We start from the raw sequence: 16,058 nt of genomic DNA on the forward strand, positions 1-16,058 counted from the left end.
CTCTATGATCCTCAATGAAGGAAATCATTTGCGGAACGGGCGGTCGAGCTCCGCCTGGGCAAAATATGCCGACGCCTTCTTCAGGATCTCATTGGCCTGGCGAAGTTCCTTGTTCTCTCGTTCCAATTCTTTGATGCGGTCCCTTTCTTCGGTTGTCAGGCCTGCGCGCTGACCCTCATCACGTTCCGCTTGTTGGCACCAGATACGCAGGCTGTCAGGGGAACAGCCAAGCTTGGGCGCGATCGCTTTGTGTGCGGCTGAATCGCTGGAATAATTGACACGGTTTTCTCGAAAAAGCCGAACGCCACGTTCACGCAGCTCAGTCGGATAGGCGGGGGTATGTTTCTTCTTTGTCATAGGGCTCACCTTTGGAGTGTTTTACTCTCCGGTAAAACCGGGGCGGTTCAAACTGTCTCCGATAAACCCGGTCTGGTTCAGGCAGTTGTGTTATCCATGCCTGCAAAGCCTGTGTCACCAATCGCCCATATGGCACCCCCGTATGGTGGTGAATGGCGCGCATTTCTTCCCACGTGCCTTGATCCACACCACGGATCGTTACCTTTATATCAGTCATTTTGTTACTCCTTCACATGACAGTGCCGAACTCCCAAAAGGTGCGATGAATGCACCAGATTGAGAGGGGAGCATCTGTATTTAGCTGTGAAGGGGTCAAGTGCTGTCAAAGGGCGGCTTTTTGACACTTTTGCAAAATCACGAACCACACCAATTGCGTCGCGCGCCACCATCGTAGGATTCTGCATGGCCTTCCGGTATCAAGATATCTGCAACATCAGTTCCATCCAATATCAACCGGGCGATCTGGCGGCGGTATTTATCGCGCACTGGCACACCAGAACTATTGAGGCGGACCTCAAGATATATTTCAACAGCGTTAGAAAGTAACTCTTGCAACCGCTCTTTTGCCGCAAATCCTGCGTCGCGCTCACTATCACATTCGGCACGGCGAGTTTCCGGGGTGTTGAATCCAGTCAACCTGATTGGTTCATCATCAAAACGCAGGGTGTCGCCATCGACGACATAGATGTCCGTCGCGGAGACGCTGGCCCTGTTGGTGGCATCCGGTTTCAAGACACCGTAAATTGCCAATCCCAATAAGCCGGTCAGGATGATCGGTCTGAATGTACTGCGCGATCTCATATCTTGCCTTGTTCAGAATGGGCACCGTCGTGCTGCTAGAGTGAACACTGCATTGCCGCAACCACAGTTTCATTTCGTCCCGGCTGTATCGTCTCATTTAGGTAAGCCAAACCGGTACATATTGATGAGACATCAGCGGTGGCTGATTTTCGTCTCATATGGGTGCATCTTGATTTATAAGGCGAATCCATGTACTGGTCTAGGGCCATATGAGACACTGGAGAATGGATGCGCGTAGCTTATCGTCGAGTCAGTACCACCGACCAAAACCTAGATCGTCAGCTTGTTGACCAGCCGGACATCGACAAAATCTTCGAAGACAAGATTACCGGTGCATCTCGAGACCGTCCGGGCCTCAAGGACATGATGGCTTTCTGTCGAGAGAATGACACAATAGTTGTCCATTCGTTGGATAGGCTGGGGCGCGACATCCGTGATCTTCTCAACATCGTCGAAGAATTGAATGCCAAAGGTGTCGCTGTAGAGTTCGTCTCGGAGAGGCTGAAGTTCTCCAAAGACGATGACGATCCGTTGGCACGACTGCAACTCCATATGCTTGCAGCATTTGCCCAGTGGGAAAGAAACATCGCCAAAGCGAGACAGGCCGAAGGGATTGCACGCGCCAAGGCAACGCATCCAGAGAAGTATCAAGGCCGCCCAGTCAGCATCGATAAAGACCGGATCAATACCTTGAGGGCAGAGGGGCTCGGGGCGGCAGCCATCGCCAAAAAGATGCAGATAGGTAGAGCGTCGGTCTATAGGCACCTGAAGACAATGAACGATACCACGTCAGATGAAATGAACATCACAAGCTGAATCGCCGTAGTTCGTCGTAGTTGCTGTCAGGTGCAATAAAGCTAACGATGAAATCGACCCATTTGGCAGAGTACGTGTAATCGCCGTGTGCCTGATGGTAGATGCAATAGTCTTTGTTCGTGTTCTCCGGCTGCGCCACCCCTGTTCTGGGGCGCACATCGAATTTTCTCCATGCCTGAGTGTGGTTGTGAGTAGTGAAGGCCCGGCCTGATTTTTCCCGCACCATGTCGGCCACGACACCAGCCTTGTGTGGATAGAGCTTGTCTGAAATTTCCTTACGGATCAGAACGTTTCTGACCTCTTCAGCCTCATCGTCGGTCGGGTGTACAAACTTGATGTGTGACTTAGACTTAGTCGAGTTCTCGAAGGTATACACGACCCTGAAACGGTATTCGATGTCTGCGGACCGCGCATCATCCAAGTCGCCATCAATGTCCTGCTCCAACGTTCTGATGTGTTCTGGCACTTCATAAGCATGAACCTGCGCAAGCTGTTCAAGGTCCATCTTGGCGAACTGCAAAGAAAACGAAAGCTCGTTGCTTAGGGCCATGTCAGGGCCAAATAGTTCGCAGATCGCCTTGTCGAAATTCAAACAGCATGCTTGAAAAATGGAAAGGAACCGCGTGTCAGCCCTTCTAAATAATGTGTGTTCAACAGCATCACGAATTTTCTTGAGGCTGGACAGATTGTCCTGCATCCCTTGTGATACCGGGCAGTCGTCACGTGCGACCATCTGACTTAACAACATTGACCGTCCATCTTCCTGTAAGATGGCGATGCCTTGGCGCTCATAGTGCTCGTGTAGCAGATACGTCCACGCGATGTTTGCGTGAACGGCAAAGACTTCGGCCTTGAATTTCAGCGTAGGGCTATTGAACACCTGCACAGCCAGTAGCATCGCTTCACGGGCTCTAATGAGCCGTTCGTCATCATATAAATTTAAGCCTGTCTGGTCTTGTCGCGGTTTAGTTCCGGTCTCTTTCGAGCAATGTTTGCTATGAAGGAGATAGAGAATGGCAAAGAGATACACAGACGAGTTTCGGCGTGATGCGGTGCGCATGGCGACGACGAGTGGCTTAACGCGGCCTCAACTTTCATCAGATTTAGGGGTTGGGCTTTCGACGCTGAACAAATGGGTTCAACAGCATCAACACGATGACCTGATGTCAGGGCCGCATGAAGACGTTGAGAAGGAGAACACGCGGCTTCGCAAGGAAGTCCGTCTGCTGCGCGAGGAGAGGGAAGTGTTAAAAAAGGCGGCAATCTTCTGTTAGCGATGTTGTTGAATCACATGCGTTTCGCTAACCGCTTGACGGTAATGGGATTTCTTGCGTTTAAATCACCACAAATGTTTCAAGGTAAAAGCGAAACGCTATAATAGAAATGAACGGCTTGCCGTTCCCCTCTTTTCTTTTTGCTCGGTCCAGATAAAACGTTAGCGTAAATAAGAAGGAGCGCGAGAATGGCGACTGGTACAGTGAAATGGTTTAACGAGGACAAAGGGTATGGTTTTATTGCCCCGGACGATGGCGGTACGGATGTATTTGTGCATATAAGCGCTGTCCAGAAGTCTGGGTTGAACGCGCTCCCAGACGGCCAACAGGTGTCGTATGAGCTTGAGGAAGGCCGCAACGGCAAAATGAGCGCTACCGATTTGGCAATGGTTTAACTGATCAACATCTATTCGGACTGCTTCAATTAGAATCCATATTCGCGCCCATCTGCGGCGCGAGTTATCCAGTCTTTGCGGAATCGACCTTGGGAGATTCTGCGAAGACCTTGCGCCCGACGAGCGAAACCCCAAGTATTGAGCCGAGGAGTGGTGTGGTTAACTCGCGCCGCGCCGCCCCTTTTGGGCGGCTGCCCGCGCGGCAAGCGCATGTCTGTTGGTCTGTGCATTGCTTGCGCGGCGTATTTGGCATCCATCTCACTTCCGACCCGTGCAACATCAATGTGTTTCGGGCAATGCACGGACCAAGAGACTCCAAGACAATCTCACCACACATACCCTGCACCAAAACGAACAACGGCGCGGCAGGAACCACCCAAACCGCGCCGTTACCGATTGGCTAAAAAGACTGATTACAGCCCGAAAAGCAATTTAGTTGCTGCGGCACCTGCTCCAAGCAACCCCGCGCCAAGCGCTATTCCGCGAAACAACACATAGTAATTCGTTTCAACCTGAATGTGACTTGTTTCCGCCATTAACTTTGCGATTTCGGCGCGCATTTTGTCGTCAGCTATCGATTGTTCTGCTTTGGTCATTTTCGTGATCCTTTCGGTGTTGGTTTGTATATAGCACCTTGTGGCGCGGCTTTCCAGCGCGGCCCTGCCGCGCTGGCGTTTTGCTGGTTAGGTTGATTTTGCCGTATCAGGCTTTGCAACTCGCATGGCTTTAATGCCCTTGGCTTCTGCCTTGCTTGCAAGATTAAGCGCAATGCCTGTACTTCCAAAGATCACAACGCCGCCTAATGGCTTAGGCGTGTCAAGCATCTGGTCAATGGCTTTGAACCCCGCTGATTTACCAAAAGCCCGCCAATTCGGTTGAAACGTCACCTGCGCCACTTTGCGATTCCGCGCCCATGCCGCCGCGATTGCATCAACGCCCTTTTTGTCTGCCTTATGGTATAGGATCAATTCGCTGTCGTAGCTTTCGCGGAACCGCTCGCGGATTTTATCAAGCCGCTGCCATATGGCATCAATGTCCGCCCAATCTCGATCCCCTGCGATTGCAAGGGGTGTACCTTCAATTTTGAACTGCTCCGCCTTCTGGCGTTCGTGTGCTTCAAGCCATGCCTTGGCCTCAAACATCGCACCCGTTAGATGGGCAGTGCGTTTTGAGCGCCCACCACTTGGCGCGATATAGGCGTTTGCGGTTTCCATCTCGTAACATTGGGCGGCGGTTTCTGCCATGAGGTCCAGCGCATCACGCAACTCGCGCAAGGTTTCCGCTGTGTTTTGGGTATCCTCTATTTGCGTTGTGATGACTTCGCTGCCGTCTTGCGCCCGAATAAGCCCCTGCAAAGCGTCCGTGTGTCTGGTCAACTCTGTATCAACGGCATTTCTGCGGCGGTGCAAGAGCGTCGCAAGCCCATGGGCCAATGGTTCAATCTCGCGGTGTAACCCAGTAGAGCGCAATCCTCCCAATAATGCCTCGAATGTCTCACGAACAATCTGATCGCGCAAAACGTCGTCATTTGGGATCGGCATTTCCGCATTGGCTTCTCTCAAGCCAAAAAGCTCAATCGTGTCATAATTGTCTAAAGCGGTTTGCGTTTGATGCGAGTCGAAAGGGGATTCCCAGACGCGGGCGTATCTGATTCACTCTGATTAGGAGGTGGATCATGGGCAAACCCTTATCTTTGGATCTCAGGCACCGGATTTGTGCCTATATATCAGCCGGAAACTCTTGCCGAGCAGCAGGCCGCGTTTTTGGTGTGAGTGCCGCAACAGCTGTGCGTTATGGTGCAGAACATCGCGAGCATGGTGAGGTGATTGCCAAGCCTCAAGGCAGGCCTGCCGGGCAATTCGGCAAATTGAGTGCACACGTCGATTTTCTAACGGATCTGGTGGAGGCTGAACCCGATATTACGCTTCAAGAATTGGCGAATGCGCTGGAAAACACCTATGGTGTGAGAGTGTCCGATCTTCTATGTATGAGTAATTTGGTCCATGCTTCATTAACGAAGGAGCATGACAACAATGACAATATCCAAGGAAGTTTTAGACGAGCTGCTTAGCGGCGTTGAGAACGCAAACGATTTGCTGGGTGATCAGGGGCTGATGAAGGAGCTGAAGGTTCGCCTGATGGAGAGGATGCTCGGCGCTGAGCTGACCGAGCATCTGGGCTACGAGCCAGACGCTCAGCCTGCGCATGAACAAGGCAATCGGCGTAACGGCACATCACGCAAGACGTTGAGGGGCAACGACGGAACTGTTCCAATTGATGTCCCTCGCGACCGCGATGGCAGTTTCGAGCCAGAACTGATCAAGAAGGGCCAGACCCGGATTGATGGTATGGACGACAAAATCATCGGGCTTTATGCCGCTGGTTTGTCGACGCGCGATATTCGCGCTCATCTTGAAGAGGTCTATGGCCTGAAGGTTTCCGCTGATTTGATCAGTCGTGTCACGGACACCGTTCTTGAGGAGGTTTCAGATTGGCAAAACCGCGCCCTAGAACCCATGTATCCCATCGTTTTCCTTGACGCGCTTCGGGTCAAAATCCGCGATGCGGAAAGCCGGCAAGTCAAAAACAAAGCCGTTTACGTAGCCTTAGGTGTCACCCCTGAAGGCGAACGCGAGGTTTTGGGGCTGTGGATCGCGGCCAACGAAGGGGCCAAGTTCTGGCTTTCCGTGATGAACAACCTGCGCAATCGTGGGGTCGAAGATATCCTGATTGCCGTTGTGGATGGCCTCAAAGGCTTCCCTGATGCCATCAACGCCGCGTTCCCCGATACACAGGTGCAAACCTGCATCGTGCATCTGGTACGCCATTCTCTGAACTTCTGCGGCTGGAAAGATCGCAAGGCCGTCGCCAAGGATCTAAAGCGGGTCTATCAGGCCACGGACGATAAAGAGGCCGAGAAAGCGCTCGCAGATTTTGAAGCCGAATGGGGCCAGAAATACCCCTCAATTGCCCCAAGTTGGCGGCGTGCCTGGCAGGAGGTCATACCATTCTTCGCCTTCCCACCAGCTGTACGCAAAATCATCTATACGACAAATGCGATCGAAAGTCTCAATCGCGTGATCCGCAAAACCACCAAAACGCGCGGCAGCTTTCCAACCGATGATGCCGCAATGAAACTCATTTATCTGGCCATCCGCGGCTTCGAGAAATCAGGCAGGGCTGTCAGAGAATGGGTTGCCGCAAGAAACCAATTCGCTATTCTATATCCAGAGCGGTTCAACAAATGAACCGTCACACTCGCATGGGCTGACCCTCATACACAGAGTTCAGGATACTCCCTATGGTGTCAGCGTTCATCTTTCTTCCATCCATCGCGTTTTGGTGCGATCCGGCTTCTCATATAAAAAAAGGGCTTATCGCCGAGGAACGCCGCCGCAAACGAGTTCGCGACGCGCGGCATGAATGGATTGTTCGTCGTCAACCTCGGATGCGCCAGGAACCACATAGACTGGTGTTCATTGATGAAACCGCCACGAAAACCAACATGACACGGTTGCGAGGGCGAAGCCAAAAGGGTGAACGCTTGTACGGATCTGCTCCGTTTGGCAGATGGGGTACACAAACCTTCATTGCAGGGCTAACAACGGAAGGCATGATTGCACCATGGGTCATTTCAGGTGCAATGGATCGCGCCGCCTTCGATGTTTATGTCGAAACTCAGTTAGCGCCAGAGTTGGAGCCAGGTACGGTTGTTATTCTCGACAATCTAGCCACTCATAAAAGCCCGCATGCTGCAGACATCTTGCGCGCGCATGGGTGTTGGTTCTTGTTTTTGCCGCCCTACAGCCCCGACCTCAACCCGATAGAACTCGCGTTCTCAAAGCTGAAAGCACACCTACGTCGAATTGGAGCGCGGACATTTGATCAGCTCACAGATGCTATCGGAGACATCTGCGATCTCTATGATCCAAACGAATGCTGGAACTTCTTTAAAGCCGCTGGTTATGCCTCTCATTAAACGCAAAATGCTTTAGCCATTGAGGATGGGGTGCGAGAGTCGACGCAGAGTTGGCGCGAAGTTCTTCTCAGTCTCAAAGATCGGGGAATGAATGCGCCGAAGTTGGCCATCGGTGATGGTGCCATGGGGTTCTGGGCCGCGCTGGAAGAGATCTATCCGACGACCCGTCAGCAGCGGTGCTGGCAGCACAAAACCATGAACGTGTTAAATTGCTTTCCCAAGCTGTCTCAGCCAAAGGCCAAAGCCGCTATCCATGATATCTGGCAAGCAGAAACCAAGGACGATGCGATCAAGGCCTTTGATCTGTTCATCAAAACCTACGAGGCCAAATACCCCAAGGCTACGCTGTGCCTTCAAAAAGACCGCGAGGAGCTCATGGCATTCTTCGATTTCCCGGCCCAGCATTGGCAAAGCATCCGCACCAGCAATCCGATTGAATCCGCCTTCGCCACGATCAGACATTGCACCAAGCGCTCAAAGGGCTGCCTGTCACGCGGGTCACCCATCGTCGCTGGTTCGGCGAGGCGCTGTAGGTCGGACACAAGCGTCGCATCAAGATCAGCAACCTCGCGCCGCCCTCCGCCCTTGCGGCGCACTCGACCATGGCCTGGCCCTGACGTATCAAGATCGTTGAGCCCGCGCCCGATGGTCGAACGCGCAAGACCAGTGATCTGCGCAACTGCAGCAACCCCGCCGTGCCCCGCTGTACGGGCTTCCGCTGCAGCAAACAAACGCTTGCCACGTTCTTCCAGCTTCGAACCGAAAACTTCCCATCGTTGCCTGATCGCTTCCCGTGATACCATAAATAAAGATTACCATAACAAGCACGCCCTAAGAACCCCGCAGACCGAGTCATACAGACGCAGGCACCTCGCAAAGCGATTCAGTTATTGTTGAAGGTTTCCTTAGCGAATGCAAAGCATCCAAGCGTCATGTCCAAGAGCTTCCTGCACTGCCAGCCCCTGATTGGCGGCAGGTTCAATGCAATTCACGTCATGGGATGCCGGCTCCCAGTACCCCTTGTAATTCCACACCTGTGGCTGGTCTGAAAACTCCACCCAGACCTCCCCCTGCGTGTCGTCAATTTGCTTGATCAGATACCGTTCCATATCGGGGGTGTCACTGTCCACAGTGATCACCTCACGATATGATCCTTCTTTCGAGTGCTGAGTCAAAGTACAGCCGAAAACCCCACCAAAAACCGTTTCACAATTGGCGCGCGCGGTGTGCAAATTACCGGTTTGTGCCTGTGTGGTATTCCCAGAGGTGCGGGTTGGAACCTGGCCTGCGTTCTGCACACATTCGGACACTTTCAGGGTGCTTGCGGTCACGCCCGCCAGGCTGAAATCAAAATCATATTTTCCCACACTCACGATCGCCTGGTTGCCGCGCTTCAAGCGGTCAAGCTCACTCAGCCCCAGCCAAGCAATAGCGTTGTTCGCCGTGGACGAACCGCTGGCATAACGCTGATCGCCATCCACCTCGAGCCCCCCCGACCATTCTTTATCGCGCGAAACAATCGGCACGGCCAGCTGCCACTGCATATTGTCAAACCCAATGCTCACCGGACTGTTTCCGACATTTTTCCATGCCGAACAGAAGGCAAAATTGCCGTCGACATAATTCGCCGTCACTGTCCAACCGCGAACATTGGCATAATCCTGTTCAACGGCACCGGGCGTATCTACGATGTCATACCCGCCGTATTCATTTTGCGCCGCCGCACTGTTTGCGGCCATGGCCGCAAACGCGAAAACCGCTAAAGCCTCTTTAAATTTAGGGTGGTTGTTGTCTTTCATGATCTGTCCTTAATCTCAAATTCTTGCCGCGACCAACTCGTTGTAACTCATCTTCCCCAAAAGCTCCAGACAGCTTTTGCACTTTTCTTCGCTCCAGTCAAACTGGAATGCTTCGCTTGGTTGGAACACCAAAGGCACAAACGTGCCCCGCCCAGTCTTCGCTCTACGCTATGCCGTTCCTCACGCCATACACGCGCAAAGGCGGCCACACGCGCATAAGATACATCATAACCAAGCTTCACCAAATCCGCATGCATCTGCTTCATGGTGCGCCGTTCTTTGCGCGACTTACGTGTCTGAGCCAGAAGCCAAGCAGACAAACGATCCGCATACGGGTCTAGCTTGCTTGGGCGGTTAGGCGTCTTGAACTTCGGTTCGACAGCACCTTCTCGCAGGTACTTCTTGATGGTGTTACGAGACAAGCCTGTCCGCCGGGCTATCTCACGAATTGGCATCCCTTCACGCAATGCCCAACGTCGTATTACACTTAAAAATCCCATGTCTATCACTCCATATCTCCCTGACAAAAACCGTCAGGGTAGTGCATTTACATGGGTCAATTCTCAGTGAAAATTTAGGGGCCTACCGGGTCACTTCTCAACGCAAATCAACAGTCAGAGGCGGGCGGCAAATCCGCAGCAATCGCCTATACTCTGATCGAAACCGCCAAGATGAACAACGTCAATCCCGAAGCATAGCTCGCTTGGGGGCTCGAACGTATCCAGGATCATCCCGCCAACCAGATGCACGATCTGTTGCCATGGGCGTATCAGGACATGATCAATGCTCAGGATGTCCAGGCCGAGGCGCAAAACGCCGCTTGATCAAGGGCCGCGTTGATGTTTACGGTTGATTTGCGTTTCAGGCATCGGATGATCTCACTTTTGCTCTTCCCGTCTTTCGTCCGTTTTTTGACATAGGCAAGTGTCGGCGCGTGGCTTCGCATTCTGACGATGGCCACGCGATACAGGGCAGCGTTAGCTTGTCGATTGCCGCCTCGGTTCAATCGAAAGCGGTGTGTTTTACCGCTAGATGCAGGGATTGGGCAAACTGTTGATTTGCGTTGAGAAGTGACCAGAAGACCCCTGTACACGACAGTAGGGGTGGTTGAGGGCACTGATCTGTGATTTTGGTTGGGATTCTTCAGTTTACGATGGAGCATCCCATGATCCGAAAAGCGATGGACACCCTCTCAGCGAAGCTATCTGACGGCTTGTCTCTGAGCAATAGTCGCCTTGAAACATTCTGCCTTCTGGTGGTTGGCATTGCCAGCGTACGGACGGTGAATTTGAGCCACATCAGTGGCGAGATGCCGACGCAGGCAAAGGTCGAAAGCACCTACCGTCGCTTGCAGCGCTTCTTCCAGTACGTGGTTCTCGGGGAGGATTGGTCTGCGCGCCTCGTAATCCGGATGCTTGGGCTCTCCGGGAACTGGAACCTTTGCCTGGATCGGACGAACTGGAAAAGACATCTGCATAAAGAGCCATTTAGCGTGATACTTGGCGTGGTCTCCTTCTTACTGCCCCGCTGTCTTTTTAGCGGGCAGAGTCGTTCCTGGTTGTTTTGTCTATGCGAGTGCTGAGGTTTGCAGATTGAGTGTGATCTTGTTTGCGGCCTTGAGTAGGTTCTGCGAGATGGCGGCCATGACGGTCTGGGCATGTGTTTTTGCGACCCCGAAGTAACGGGCGCGGTGTAGGCCAAAGAGGCGTTTCATCGTCCCAAAGCATTGTTCGATACGGAAGCGATGCTTGGAGATCATCTTGTTGAAGCGTTTTTCAGATTGACGCAGGGGGCGACCCCGCACAGCCTTGTGCAATATGCCATCACGATGCTTGCCTTTTAGAGCGGCCCTGTTGGCTTTGCTCGCGTAGGCCTTGTCCGCCAGAACGCGCTGTGCTTTTGCACCATCAATCATGGTACCAAACTGTGGACTTTCACCGACATTAGCAGGTGTGGTGTGAATTTTGTCGACAAATCCCTCTTCATCACATCGAGCAAAACCCTTGTAGCCCAACATACTTTTACGGCCCTTCTTGATCCACCGGGCGTCGTGATCGGCACTAAAGACAACAGTGGCAGGGTCATCGGGGTTCTCATCTTCAGCCCGGTCTTCCGCCGGGGCATCTACATGAGTACGTGGATGAGCGGCGCTTTCAATCAAGGTCGCGCCAATAATCGCAGCATCAGCTTCCTTCACCTTCAGCCCATGATCTTCTATCTGGCGGCAGACTTCCGCAAGCAACGCATCGAAAATACCGGCTCTAACAAGCGCATTGCGAAAACGGCAGTGGGTTGTCTCATCGGGAACTGTCCCATGTAATTCAAGCCCCGCGAACAACATGAAATCAAAGCGTACTCGCAGGCTTTCCTCCAATTTGGGATCCGACAGATTATGCCACTGTCCAATCAGAAGGCACTTGAACATCGTAATCTCATTGTAACCCTGTGGGCCGAGACCAGAACGCTTCAAACCGTTCTTGAGCAGCGCTGAAATGGCCGCCCAATCCATCAACGCGTCAACCTTGCGTAAGACGTTCTGCTCGCCAATTCGACGCGCACTCTCGTAACTAAAAATATCCATAAATCACCCCAGTTTCCACTCCAGAATTATTTCAAATTTTGAAGATTAATGGAATCCTGAATTATGCAGGGGTCTTTTCCAATGAGGTTTCTTCTTCTTTCCAAACTGGAACCGTCTCTGGTCGGCCAAAAAGATAGCCCTGCAAACAGTCGATTCCTGCTTCTTGCAAGAAGGCGAGCTCTTCTTTCTTTTCCACGCATTCCGCCACAGTGAACATGTCAAACTGTTGCGCGATGGAAATGAGCGCGGTTGCCAAAACCTGATTGTCTGGGTCTTTGTCGATGTTGCGAATAAATTGACCATCAATCTTTACGATGTCGAATTGGAAATCGCGGAAAAACCGAAAGGCGGTGTAACCCGCGCCGAAATCATCCAAGGCAAACGAAATGCCACGCCGGTGCAGATCGGCCATAAAGACGTTTACGATGTCGGGCATCAACATGGCCGAGCTTTCGGTGATTTCGAGGATGAGGCGTTCGGCAATAGTGGGATCAAAAGCCAGACCGTGGTTCAGTGTGTCCATCCAACGCGGATAGCCAATAGAGCGCGCGGACATATTGATCGCCAAGCGCAAGCTTGGTTCTTCGGCAAGGGCGACGAGCCCCAATTCCAAGGCCAGACAATCCAACACACGGCCCAGTTCCATTGTTTCAACAGTTTCGATAAAATCTTTGGCCGGAATAACCTGCCGCCGATCATCCATCACACGGATCAATCCTTCGTAGTAGGCGGGGAGTGTTGGGTTTTTGCTGTGCACAATCGGTTGATAGGCCAGCAAGATATTCTTTCGATCAATGGCAGAGGACACCATTTCGATAATGCTGCGCCGTTGCGCGCTTTCGTCGGTACGCGATGGAATAGGAGTTGGTTCGTTTAAGTCTGGCCCGTCCAAATGTATCACATTGAATTCCTTTTCGAATCGTGTGCTGGTTGGCTTCATCATCTGGGCAAACTCACTAATGCAAGGTTAAGGTTCCCATTTTGTTCCAATTCGTGTTAACCTTTTATAAAATTGGCAACGTACTGAAAGTAATGGTAAAATATGGAAAGTTCGCGATGTGACTGGTGTGGCTCTTTACCAATTTATGTAAATTATCACGATCAAGAGTGGGGCGTTCCTGAATATGACAGCCGTGCTTTGTGGGAAAAATTGGTGCTGGATGGCTTTCAAGCCGGGTTGAGTTGGCTCACGATTCTGAAGAAACGAGATGCGTTTCGCGCGGCCTTCGAAGGATTCGATCCAGAAAAGGTTGCTGCATTTACCGAGGCAGACGTGCAGCGGTTGTTGGGGGATGCAGGGATCATCCGTCATCGCGGCAAAATCGAAGCGGCCATCACGGGTGCGCAGGCGTGGTTGGCGATGGAAGAGGGTGAGGGGTTTGACACGTTCATGTGGAAATATGTGGATGGCACGCCACTGGTTAATCGGTTTGAGGCGCAGGCCGATGTTCCACCGTCTTCGGACTTGTCAGCGCGTATTTCAAAGGACCTGAAGAAAGCTGGATTTAAATTCTGCGGCCCGACCATTGTATATGCGTGGATGGAGGCGACGGGTCTGATCAATGATCACCTTGTTACGTGTCACCGCCATGAGGAGGTTAAAAAATTGGCGCGATAAGGTAAATATTATTGCCTTTAGAAATCATTTGACAAAACTGAGTAAATTAGTCAGGTTAAAAATGTAGCCACTCTAATCCATTAGGGCAGCCGTCAATCCATGATGGAGTCTCTGATGAAACCTGTGCAAATCTTTGAAACACCGAAACGATACACCACGGCACCCGTTCCATATCTGGAATTGGTCGATCACATGATCGCTTCACCCGTTTCATTAGGCCTTAGCCTTGAGTGGCTTTTTGACTATTTTGACCAGCGGAGAAAGGACTGATCCAATGACGTATCAAACGGCGCAGCAATTGTTTGAAGGCTCTCACTCTGTAGATGGGCATGGTCCTGTTTACCTTGCGAAACAGCTGACAGATGACGGAAACCTCGCGCAGATTGCGCACAATGGGCAAATCTACACATTGCGCATCACGCGTAACGGCAAGCTGATTCTTACAAAATGACACGGGATCATACACCACGGGGTGGAGCGCCCGTTGGATTTCTGCGTGAGCTGCCCGAGGCAGAGGCGGCGGCCGTCTGCTTTTTGCGACTGTGGTGCGAAAACGAAGATACAAAGCGCCAAGCGGTTCGTGATTTGACGGATTTGCTTGGGCCTGCACATGGTCCAGTAGCCATCGACAGTTTGCGCCAAATTTGCGATTTGTTTTACAAATTTGCGCGCCGTCCCGTAATGCGCCACCATTCTGGTTGTTCATGTTTGGGGGCGGATGAAGCGTGCTTTGCCAATTTGATTGCAGAGGCCGCAGCAGGGCATCGCGAAGACGCAATGTTGTTTTCGATGTTATTGGTGCGGGCCGATTTTGCGCCAACATTGGCTGGCTTGGCGGAGCAATTTGGACTCGCGCTATCTATGTTGAACCGAAACGCGCAACCACCAATGAAGGTGCACAGGCCGCATGGAGCGACTGTTCATTAAGCAAAAGAGTGGTCTTGGCAGGAGTGTCTGCCAAGACAAATGTTTTTATAGCGTTTCGCTTTTACCTTGAAACATTTGTGGTGATTTAAACGCAAGAAATCCCATTACCGTCAAGCGGTTAGCGAAACGCATGTGATTCAACAACATCGCTAACCGCTCTAGTGTTTGATAAACTTCGCGCCACTGTTTCCGTTTTTACGGGCAAGTTCGGCGTTAGAGGCATCAATAATCGCCGTGATCGAATTGCCGCTGCGATTGCCGCTACGGTTTACGCGTGGGCCTGTTAGGGATGAGGTGAAAGAAATATTGCCGAGCGAAAACTTCGCAGATTCCCATTTCGCGCCTGTGGTCGCAAAAGAGCTGCTGTTGCTTAGGTTCAACATGTCTGGAACCCCTGGAATGTTATAACCCGCTGCGGCCGCTAGGGTGCCGCCAATCAATAGTTGCTTAATCATGAACAATGCCTCAGAAATTTGTTACTTTGTCCCTATTTCAGAAACAATGTGGCGAATGTTCGTCTATTTTTAGGCAAATACGCCCAAATTCTGACCTATGAGCGAGTATTGCGGCAGCTGTCCAAGAAATGCCACAGTTTTTAACGGCACATACCCTGTACACGACTCATGCGATTTTCTGCCGGATTTTGGGCCAATGGCTGAATGCGTTTTCGGGTTCGGTTCGTAGCAGTCTTCTGATTTCGTCGAGGCCGATGCGGAAGATGGATTTGGCGTATCGCCCATGCGATTTGCGAGGCCTTTTTCGGTTGCCGAGTTTTGCGGAGGCTGTTTTTGCCGCCCAGGCCATGGCCAATGCAACGAGCCCGAGAAGCAAGCTCAACTTTTTGGCGATCGAGAGGCGGGTATCTTCCAAATTGAAGCCCTTGGTTTTTGCTTCAGCGAACATGCATTCGATGGCCCAACGCTTACGATAAGTGGTCAGGGTGTTGATTTGCGTTGAGAAGTGACCCGGTAGCCCCCTAAATTTTCACTGAGAATTGACCCATGTAAATACACTACCCTGACGGTTTTTGTCAGGGAGATATGGAGTGATAGACATGGGATTTTTAAGTGTAATACGACGTTGGGCATTGCGTGAAGGGATGCCAATTCGTGAGATAGCCCGGCGGACAGGCTTGTCTCGTAACACCATCAAGAAGTACCTGCGAGAAGGTGCTGTCGAGCCGAAGTTCAAGACCCCCAAGCGGCCAAGCAAACTAGACCCGTATGCGGATCGTTTGTCGGCTTGGCTTCTGGCTCAGACACGTAAGTCGCGCAAAGAACGGCGCACCATGAAGCAGATGCATGCGGATTTGGTGAAGCTTGGTTATGATGGATCTTATGCGCGTGTGGCTGCCTTTGCGCGTGTTTGGCGTGAGGATCGGCATCGCGTAGAGCAAACAACTGGGCGGGGTGCGTTCGTGCCTTTGGTGTTTCAACCAAGCGAAGCATTCCAGTTTGACTGGAGCGAAGACTGGGCCACCATCGGTGGCGAACGCGTCAAGCTGCAGGTTG

The 16,058-nt window shown here is 51.9% G+C and carries 19 protein-coding genes, 7 pseudogenes and 1 other annotated feature; of the genes and pseudogenes, 13 read left to right on the forward strand and 13 right to left on the reverse strand.

Annotated elements, in window-relative coordinates; genetic code table 11:
* Positions 1 to 70: a sequence feature (AL1L pseudoknot), on the reverse strand. This feature is flagged as partial in the annotation.
* The 3 genes and pseudogenes from RJ38_RS14600 to RJ38_RS14605 all read right to left on the reverse strand — a co-directional run.
* A pseudogene (locus RJ38_RS14600) lies at positions 1 to 357 on the reverse strand (transposase); the annotation flags it as partial. Its footprint overlaps the feature before it by 70 nt.
* A complete protein-coding gene (locus RJ38_RS18940) occupies positions 320 to 574 on the reverse strand; it encodes a hypothetical protein (protein WP_156121882.1) in 255 nt (84 codons plus the stop codon). The gene RJ38_RS18940 and the pseudogene RJ38_RS14600, both read right to left, overlap by 38 nt.
* Before the next feature lie 137 nt (positions 575 to 711).
* Positions 712 to 1,158 carry a thermonuclease family protein gene (locus RJ38_RS14605; protein WP_039019629.1) on the reverse strand — a complete coding sequence of 149 codons (447 nt, stop codon included), beginning with the start codon at positions 1,156 to 1,158 and terminating at the stop codon, positions 712 to 714.
* 228 nt (positions 1,159 to 1,386) lie between these two features.
* On the opposite strand from RJ38_RS14605, the gene RJ38_RS14610 reads away from it, so the two are divergent.
* Entirely contained in the window at positions 1,387 to 1,974 is a 588-nt protein-coding gene (locus RJ38_RS14610; RefSeq protein WP_052245431.1) for a recombinase family protein, read from the forward strand.
* Here RJ38_RS14610 and RJ38_RS14615 read toward each other — a convergent pair.
* On the reverse strand, positions 1,964 to 3,004 hold the full coding sequence (locus tag RJ38_RS14615; protein WP_202903895.1) for a DUF3644 domain-containing protein: 1,041 nt from the start codon (positions 3,002 to 3,004) through the stop codon (positions 1,964 to 1,966). The genes RJ38_RS14610 and RJ38_RS14615 overlap by 11 nt on opposite strands.
* Here RJ38_RS14615 and RJ38_RS14620 point away from each other — a divergent pair.
* A pseudogene (locus RJ38_RS14620) lies at positions 2,988 to 3,230 on the forward strand (transposase); the annotation flags it as partial. The gene RJ38_RS14615 and the pseudogene RJ38_RS14620 sit on opposite strands and share 17 nt — an antisense overlap.
* Positions 3,231 to 3,436: 206 nt before the next feature.
* Complete coding sequence (locus tag RJ38_RS14625) at positions 3,437 to 3,643, forward strand: cold-shock protein (RefSeq protein WP_039019631.1); 207 nt, start codon at positions 3,437 to 3,439, stop codon at positions 3,641 to 3,643.
* Between the two features lie 413 nt (positions 3,644 to 4,056).
* Here the strand turns inward: RJ38_RS14625 and RJ38_RS14630 are convergent, their stop codons facing one another.
* Positions 4,057 to 4,239 carry a hypothetical protein gene (locus tag RJ38_RS14630; RefSeq protein WP_039019632.1) on the reverse strand — a complete coding sequence of 61 codons (183 nt, stop codon included), beginning with the start codon at positions 4,237 to 4,239 and terminating at the stop codon, positions 4,057 to 4,059.
* A gap of 87 nt (positions 4,240 to 4,326) precedes the next feature.
* A complete protein-coding gene (locus tag RJ38_RS14635) occupies positions 4,327 to 5,184 on the reverse strand; it encodes a DUF2493 domain-containing protein (protein WP_082005771.1) in 858 nt (285 codons plus the stop codon).
* Positions 5,185 to 5,318: 134 nt separating this feature from the next.
* On the opposite strand from RJ38_RS14635, the gene RJ38_RS14640 reads away from it, so the two are divergent.
* The 4 genes and pseudogenes from RJ38_RS14640 to RJ38_RS18600 all read left to right on the forward strand — a co-directional run.
* Positions 5,319 to 5,714 (forward strand): IS630 transposase-related protein, encoded by a 396-nt coding sequence (locus RJ38_RS14640; protein WP_052245433.1) that lies wholly within the window; start codon positions 5,319 to 5,321, stop codon positions 5,712 to 5,714.
* On the forward strand, positions 5,677 to 6,891 hold the full coding sequence (locus tag RJ38_RS14645) for an IS256 family transposase (RefSeq protein WP_039019634.1): 1,215 nt from the start codon (positions 5,677 to 5,679) through the stop codon (positions 6,889 to 6,891). The genes RJ38_RS14640 and RJ38_RS14645 overlap by 38 nt, the downstream gene beginning before the upstream one ends.
* Positions 6,892 to 7,007: 116 nt before the next feature.
* Positions 7,008 to 7,622, forward strand: a pseudogene (locus tag RJ38_RS14650) (IS630 family transposase); the annotation flags it as partial.
* A gap of 12 nt (positions 7,623 to 7,634) precedes the next feature.
* Positions 7,635 to 8,117, forward strand: a pseudogene (locus RJ38_RS18600) (IS256 family transposase); the annotation flags it as partial.
* Positions 8,118 to 8,527: 410 nt separating this feature from the next.
* On the opposite strand, the gene RJ38_RS14660 reads toward RJ38_RS18600, so the two are convergent.
* Both RJ38_RS14660 and RJ38_RS18250 read right to left on the reverse strand, forming a co-directional pair.
* Positions 8,528 to 9,421, reverse strand: coding sequence for a hypothetical protein (locus RJ38_RS14660; RefSeq protein WP_039019635.1), 894 nt, complete (start codon positions 9,419 to 9,421; stop codon positions 8,528 to 8,530).
* Positions 9,422 to 9,505: 84 nt separating this feature from the next.
* Positions 9,506 to 9,921 (reverse strand): annotated as a pseudogene (locus RJ38_RS18250) (helix-turn-helix domain-containing protein); the annotation flags it as partial.
* Positions 9,922 to 10,035: 114 nt separating this feature from the next.
* Here RJ38_RS18250 and RJ38_RS19295 point away from each other — a divergent pair.
* Positions 10,036 to 10,245 (forward strand): annotated as a pseudogene (locus RJ38_RS19295) (transposase domain-containing protein); the annotation flags it as partial.
* Here the strand turns inward: RJ38_RS19295 and RJ38_RS18605 are convergent.
* From RJ38_RS18605 to RJ38_RS14680, 3 genes and pseudogenes are all read right to left on the reverse strand, one after another.
* Positions 10,209 to 10,472, reverse strand: a pseudogene (locus RJ38_RS18605) (transposase); the annotation flags it as partial. The pseudogenes RJ38_RS19295 and RJ38_RS18605 overlap by 37 nt on opposite strands.
* 516 nt (positions 10,473 to 10,988) lie before the next feature.
* Positions 10,989 to 12,002: an IS5 family transposase gene (locus tag RJ38_RS14675; protein ID WP_039019637.1), complete on the reverse strand. Its 1,014-nt coding sequence runs from the start codon at positions 12,000 to 12,002 to the stop codon at positions 10,989 to 10,991.
* Positions 12,003 to 12,063: 61 nt separating this feature from the next.
* Positions 12,064 to 12,903: an EAL domain-containing protein gene (locus tag RJ38_RS14680; RefSeq protein ID WP_039019649.1), complete on the reverse strand. Its 840-nt coding sequence runs from the start codon at positions 12,901 to 12,903 to the stop codon at positions 12,064 to 12,066.
* Positions 12,904 to 13,044: 141 nt separating this feature from the next.
* Here RJ38_RS14680 and RJ38_RS14685 point away from each other — a divergent pair, with 141 nt between their 5' ends.
* The 4 genes from RJ38_RS14685 (at position 13,045) to RJ38_RS14690 (ending at position 14,547) form a co-directional block, all read left to right on the forward strand.
* Positions 13,045 to 13,620: a DNA-3-methyladenine glycosylase I gene (locus RJ38_RS14685; RefSeq protein WP_039019638.1), complete on the forward strand. Its 576-nt coding sequence runs from the start codon at positions 13,045 to 13,047 to the stop codon at positions 13,618 to 13,620.
* 114 nt (positions 13,621 to 13,734) lie between these two features.
* Positions 13,735 to 13,890, forward strand: a complete 156-nt coding sequence (locus tag RJ38_RS18945) for a hypothetical protein (protein ID WP_156121883.1) — start codon at positions 13,735 to 13,737, stop codon at positions 13,888 to 13,890.
* 4 nt (positions 13,891 to 13,894) lie between these two features.
* The gene (gene hemP / locus RJ38_RS18610; RefSeq protein WP_082005773.1) at positions 13,895 to 14,071 is read left to right on the forward strand and encodes a hemin uptake protein HemP; all 177 of its coding nucleotides are present in this window, start codon (positions 13,895 to 13,897) and stop codon (positions 14,069 to 14,071) included.
* Complete coding sequence (locus RJ38_RS14690) at positions 14,068 to 14,547, forward strand: hypothetical protein (RefSeq protein WP_039019639.1); 480 nt, start codon at positions 14,068 to 14,070, stop codon at positions 14,545 to 14,547. Before hemP ends, RJ38_RS14690 begins: the two co-directional genes overlap by 4 nt.
* Before the next feature lie 158 nt (positions 14,548 to 14,705).
* On the opposite strand, the gene RJ38_RS14695 is transcribed toward RJ38_RS14690, so the two are convergent.
* A complete protein-coding gene (locus tag RJ38_RS14695; protein WP_039019640.1) occupies positions 14,706 to 15,002 on the reverse strand; it encodes a hypothetical protein in 297 nt (98 codons plus the stop codon).
* Positions 15,003 to 15,168: 166 nt separating this feature from the next.
* A complete protein-coding gene (locus RJ38_RS14700) occupies positions 15,169 to 15,450 on the reverse strand; it encodes a hypothetical protein (RefSeq protein WP_039019641.1) in 282 nt (93 codons plus the stop codon).
* A gap of 151 nt (positions 15,451 to 15,601) precedes the next feature.
* Between RJ38_RS14700 and RJ38_RS14705 the strand changes: the two genes are divergently transcribed.
* A partial coding sequence (locus RJ38_RS14705; protein ID WP_039019642.1) for a helix-turn-helix domain-containing protein occupies positions 15,602 to 16,058 on the forward strand: 457 nt, incomplete at its 3' end.

The sequence above is a fragment of the Halocynthiibacter namhaensis genome (genome assembly GCF_000812685.1).
Lineage (GTDB): Bacteria > Pseudomonadota > Alphaproteobacteria > Rhodobacterales > Rhodobacteraceae > Halocynthiibacter > Halocynthiibacter namhaensis.

Coding starts and splice junctions, on each gene's coding strand:
- RJ38_RS18940 (WP_156121882.1), bottom strand. CDS start 574: ATGACTGATATAAAGGTAACGATCCGTGGTGTGGATCAAGGCACGTGG.
- RJ38_RS14630 (WP_039019632.1), bottom strand. CDS start 4,239: ATGACCAAAGCAGAACAATCGATAGCTGACGACAAAATGCGCGCCGAA.
- RJ38_RS14675 (WP_039019637.1), bottom strand. CDS start 12,002: ATGGATATTTTTAGTTACGAGAGTGCGCGTCGAATTGGCGAGCAGAAC.
- RJ38_RS14635 (WP_082005771.1), bottom strand. CDS start 5,184: ATGCCGATCCCAAATGACGACGTTTTGCGCGATCAGATTGTTCGTGAG.
- RJ38_RS14700 (WP_039019641.1), bottom strand. CDS start 15,450: ATGTTCGCTGAAGCAAAAACCAAGGGCTTCAATTTGGAAGATACCCGC.
- RJ38_RS18945 (WP_156121883.1), top strand. CDS start 13,735: ATGAAACCTGTGCAAATCTTTGAAACACCGAAACGATACACCACGGCA.
- hemP (WP_082005773.1), top strand. CDS start 13,895: ATGACGTATCAAACGGCGCAGCAATTGTTTGAAGGCTCTCACTCTGTA.
- RJ38_RS14610 (WP_052245431.1), top strand. CDS start 1,387: ATGCGCGTAGCTTATCGTCGAGTCAGTACCACCGACCAAAACCTAGAT.
- RJ38_RS14695 (WP_039019640.1), bottom strand. CDS start 15,002: ATGATTAAGCAACTATTGATTGGCGGCACCCTAGCGGCCGCAGCGGGT.
- RJ38_RS14645 (WP_039019634.1), top strand. CDS start 5,677: ATGACAATATCCAAGGAAGTTTTAGACGAGCTGCTTAGCGGCGTTGAG.
- RJ38_RS14605 (WP_039019629.1), bottom strand. CDS start 1,158: ATGAGATCGCGCAGTACATTCAGACCGATCATCCTGACCGGCTTATTG.
- RJ38_RS14685 (WP_039019638.1), top strand. CDS start 13,045: ATGGAAAGTTCGCGATGTGACTGGTGTGGCTCTTTACCAATTTATGTA.
- RJ38_RS14660 (WP_039019635.1), bottom strand. CDS start 9,421: ATGAAAGACAACAACCACCCTAAATTTAAAGAGGCTTTAGCGGTTTTC.
- RJ38_RS14625 (WP_039019631.1), top strand. CDS start 3,437: ATGGCGACTGGTACAGTGAAATGGTTTAACGAGGACAAAGGGTATGGT.
- RJ38_RS14640 (WP_052245433.1), top strand. CDS start 5,319: ATGGGCAAACCCTTATCTTTGGATCTCAGGCACCGGATTTGTGCCTAT.
- RJ38_RS14690 (WP_039019639.1), top strand. CDS start 14,068: ATGACACGGGATCATACACCACGGGGTGGAGCGCCCGTTGGATTTCTG.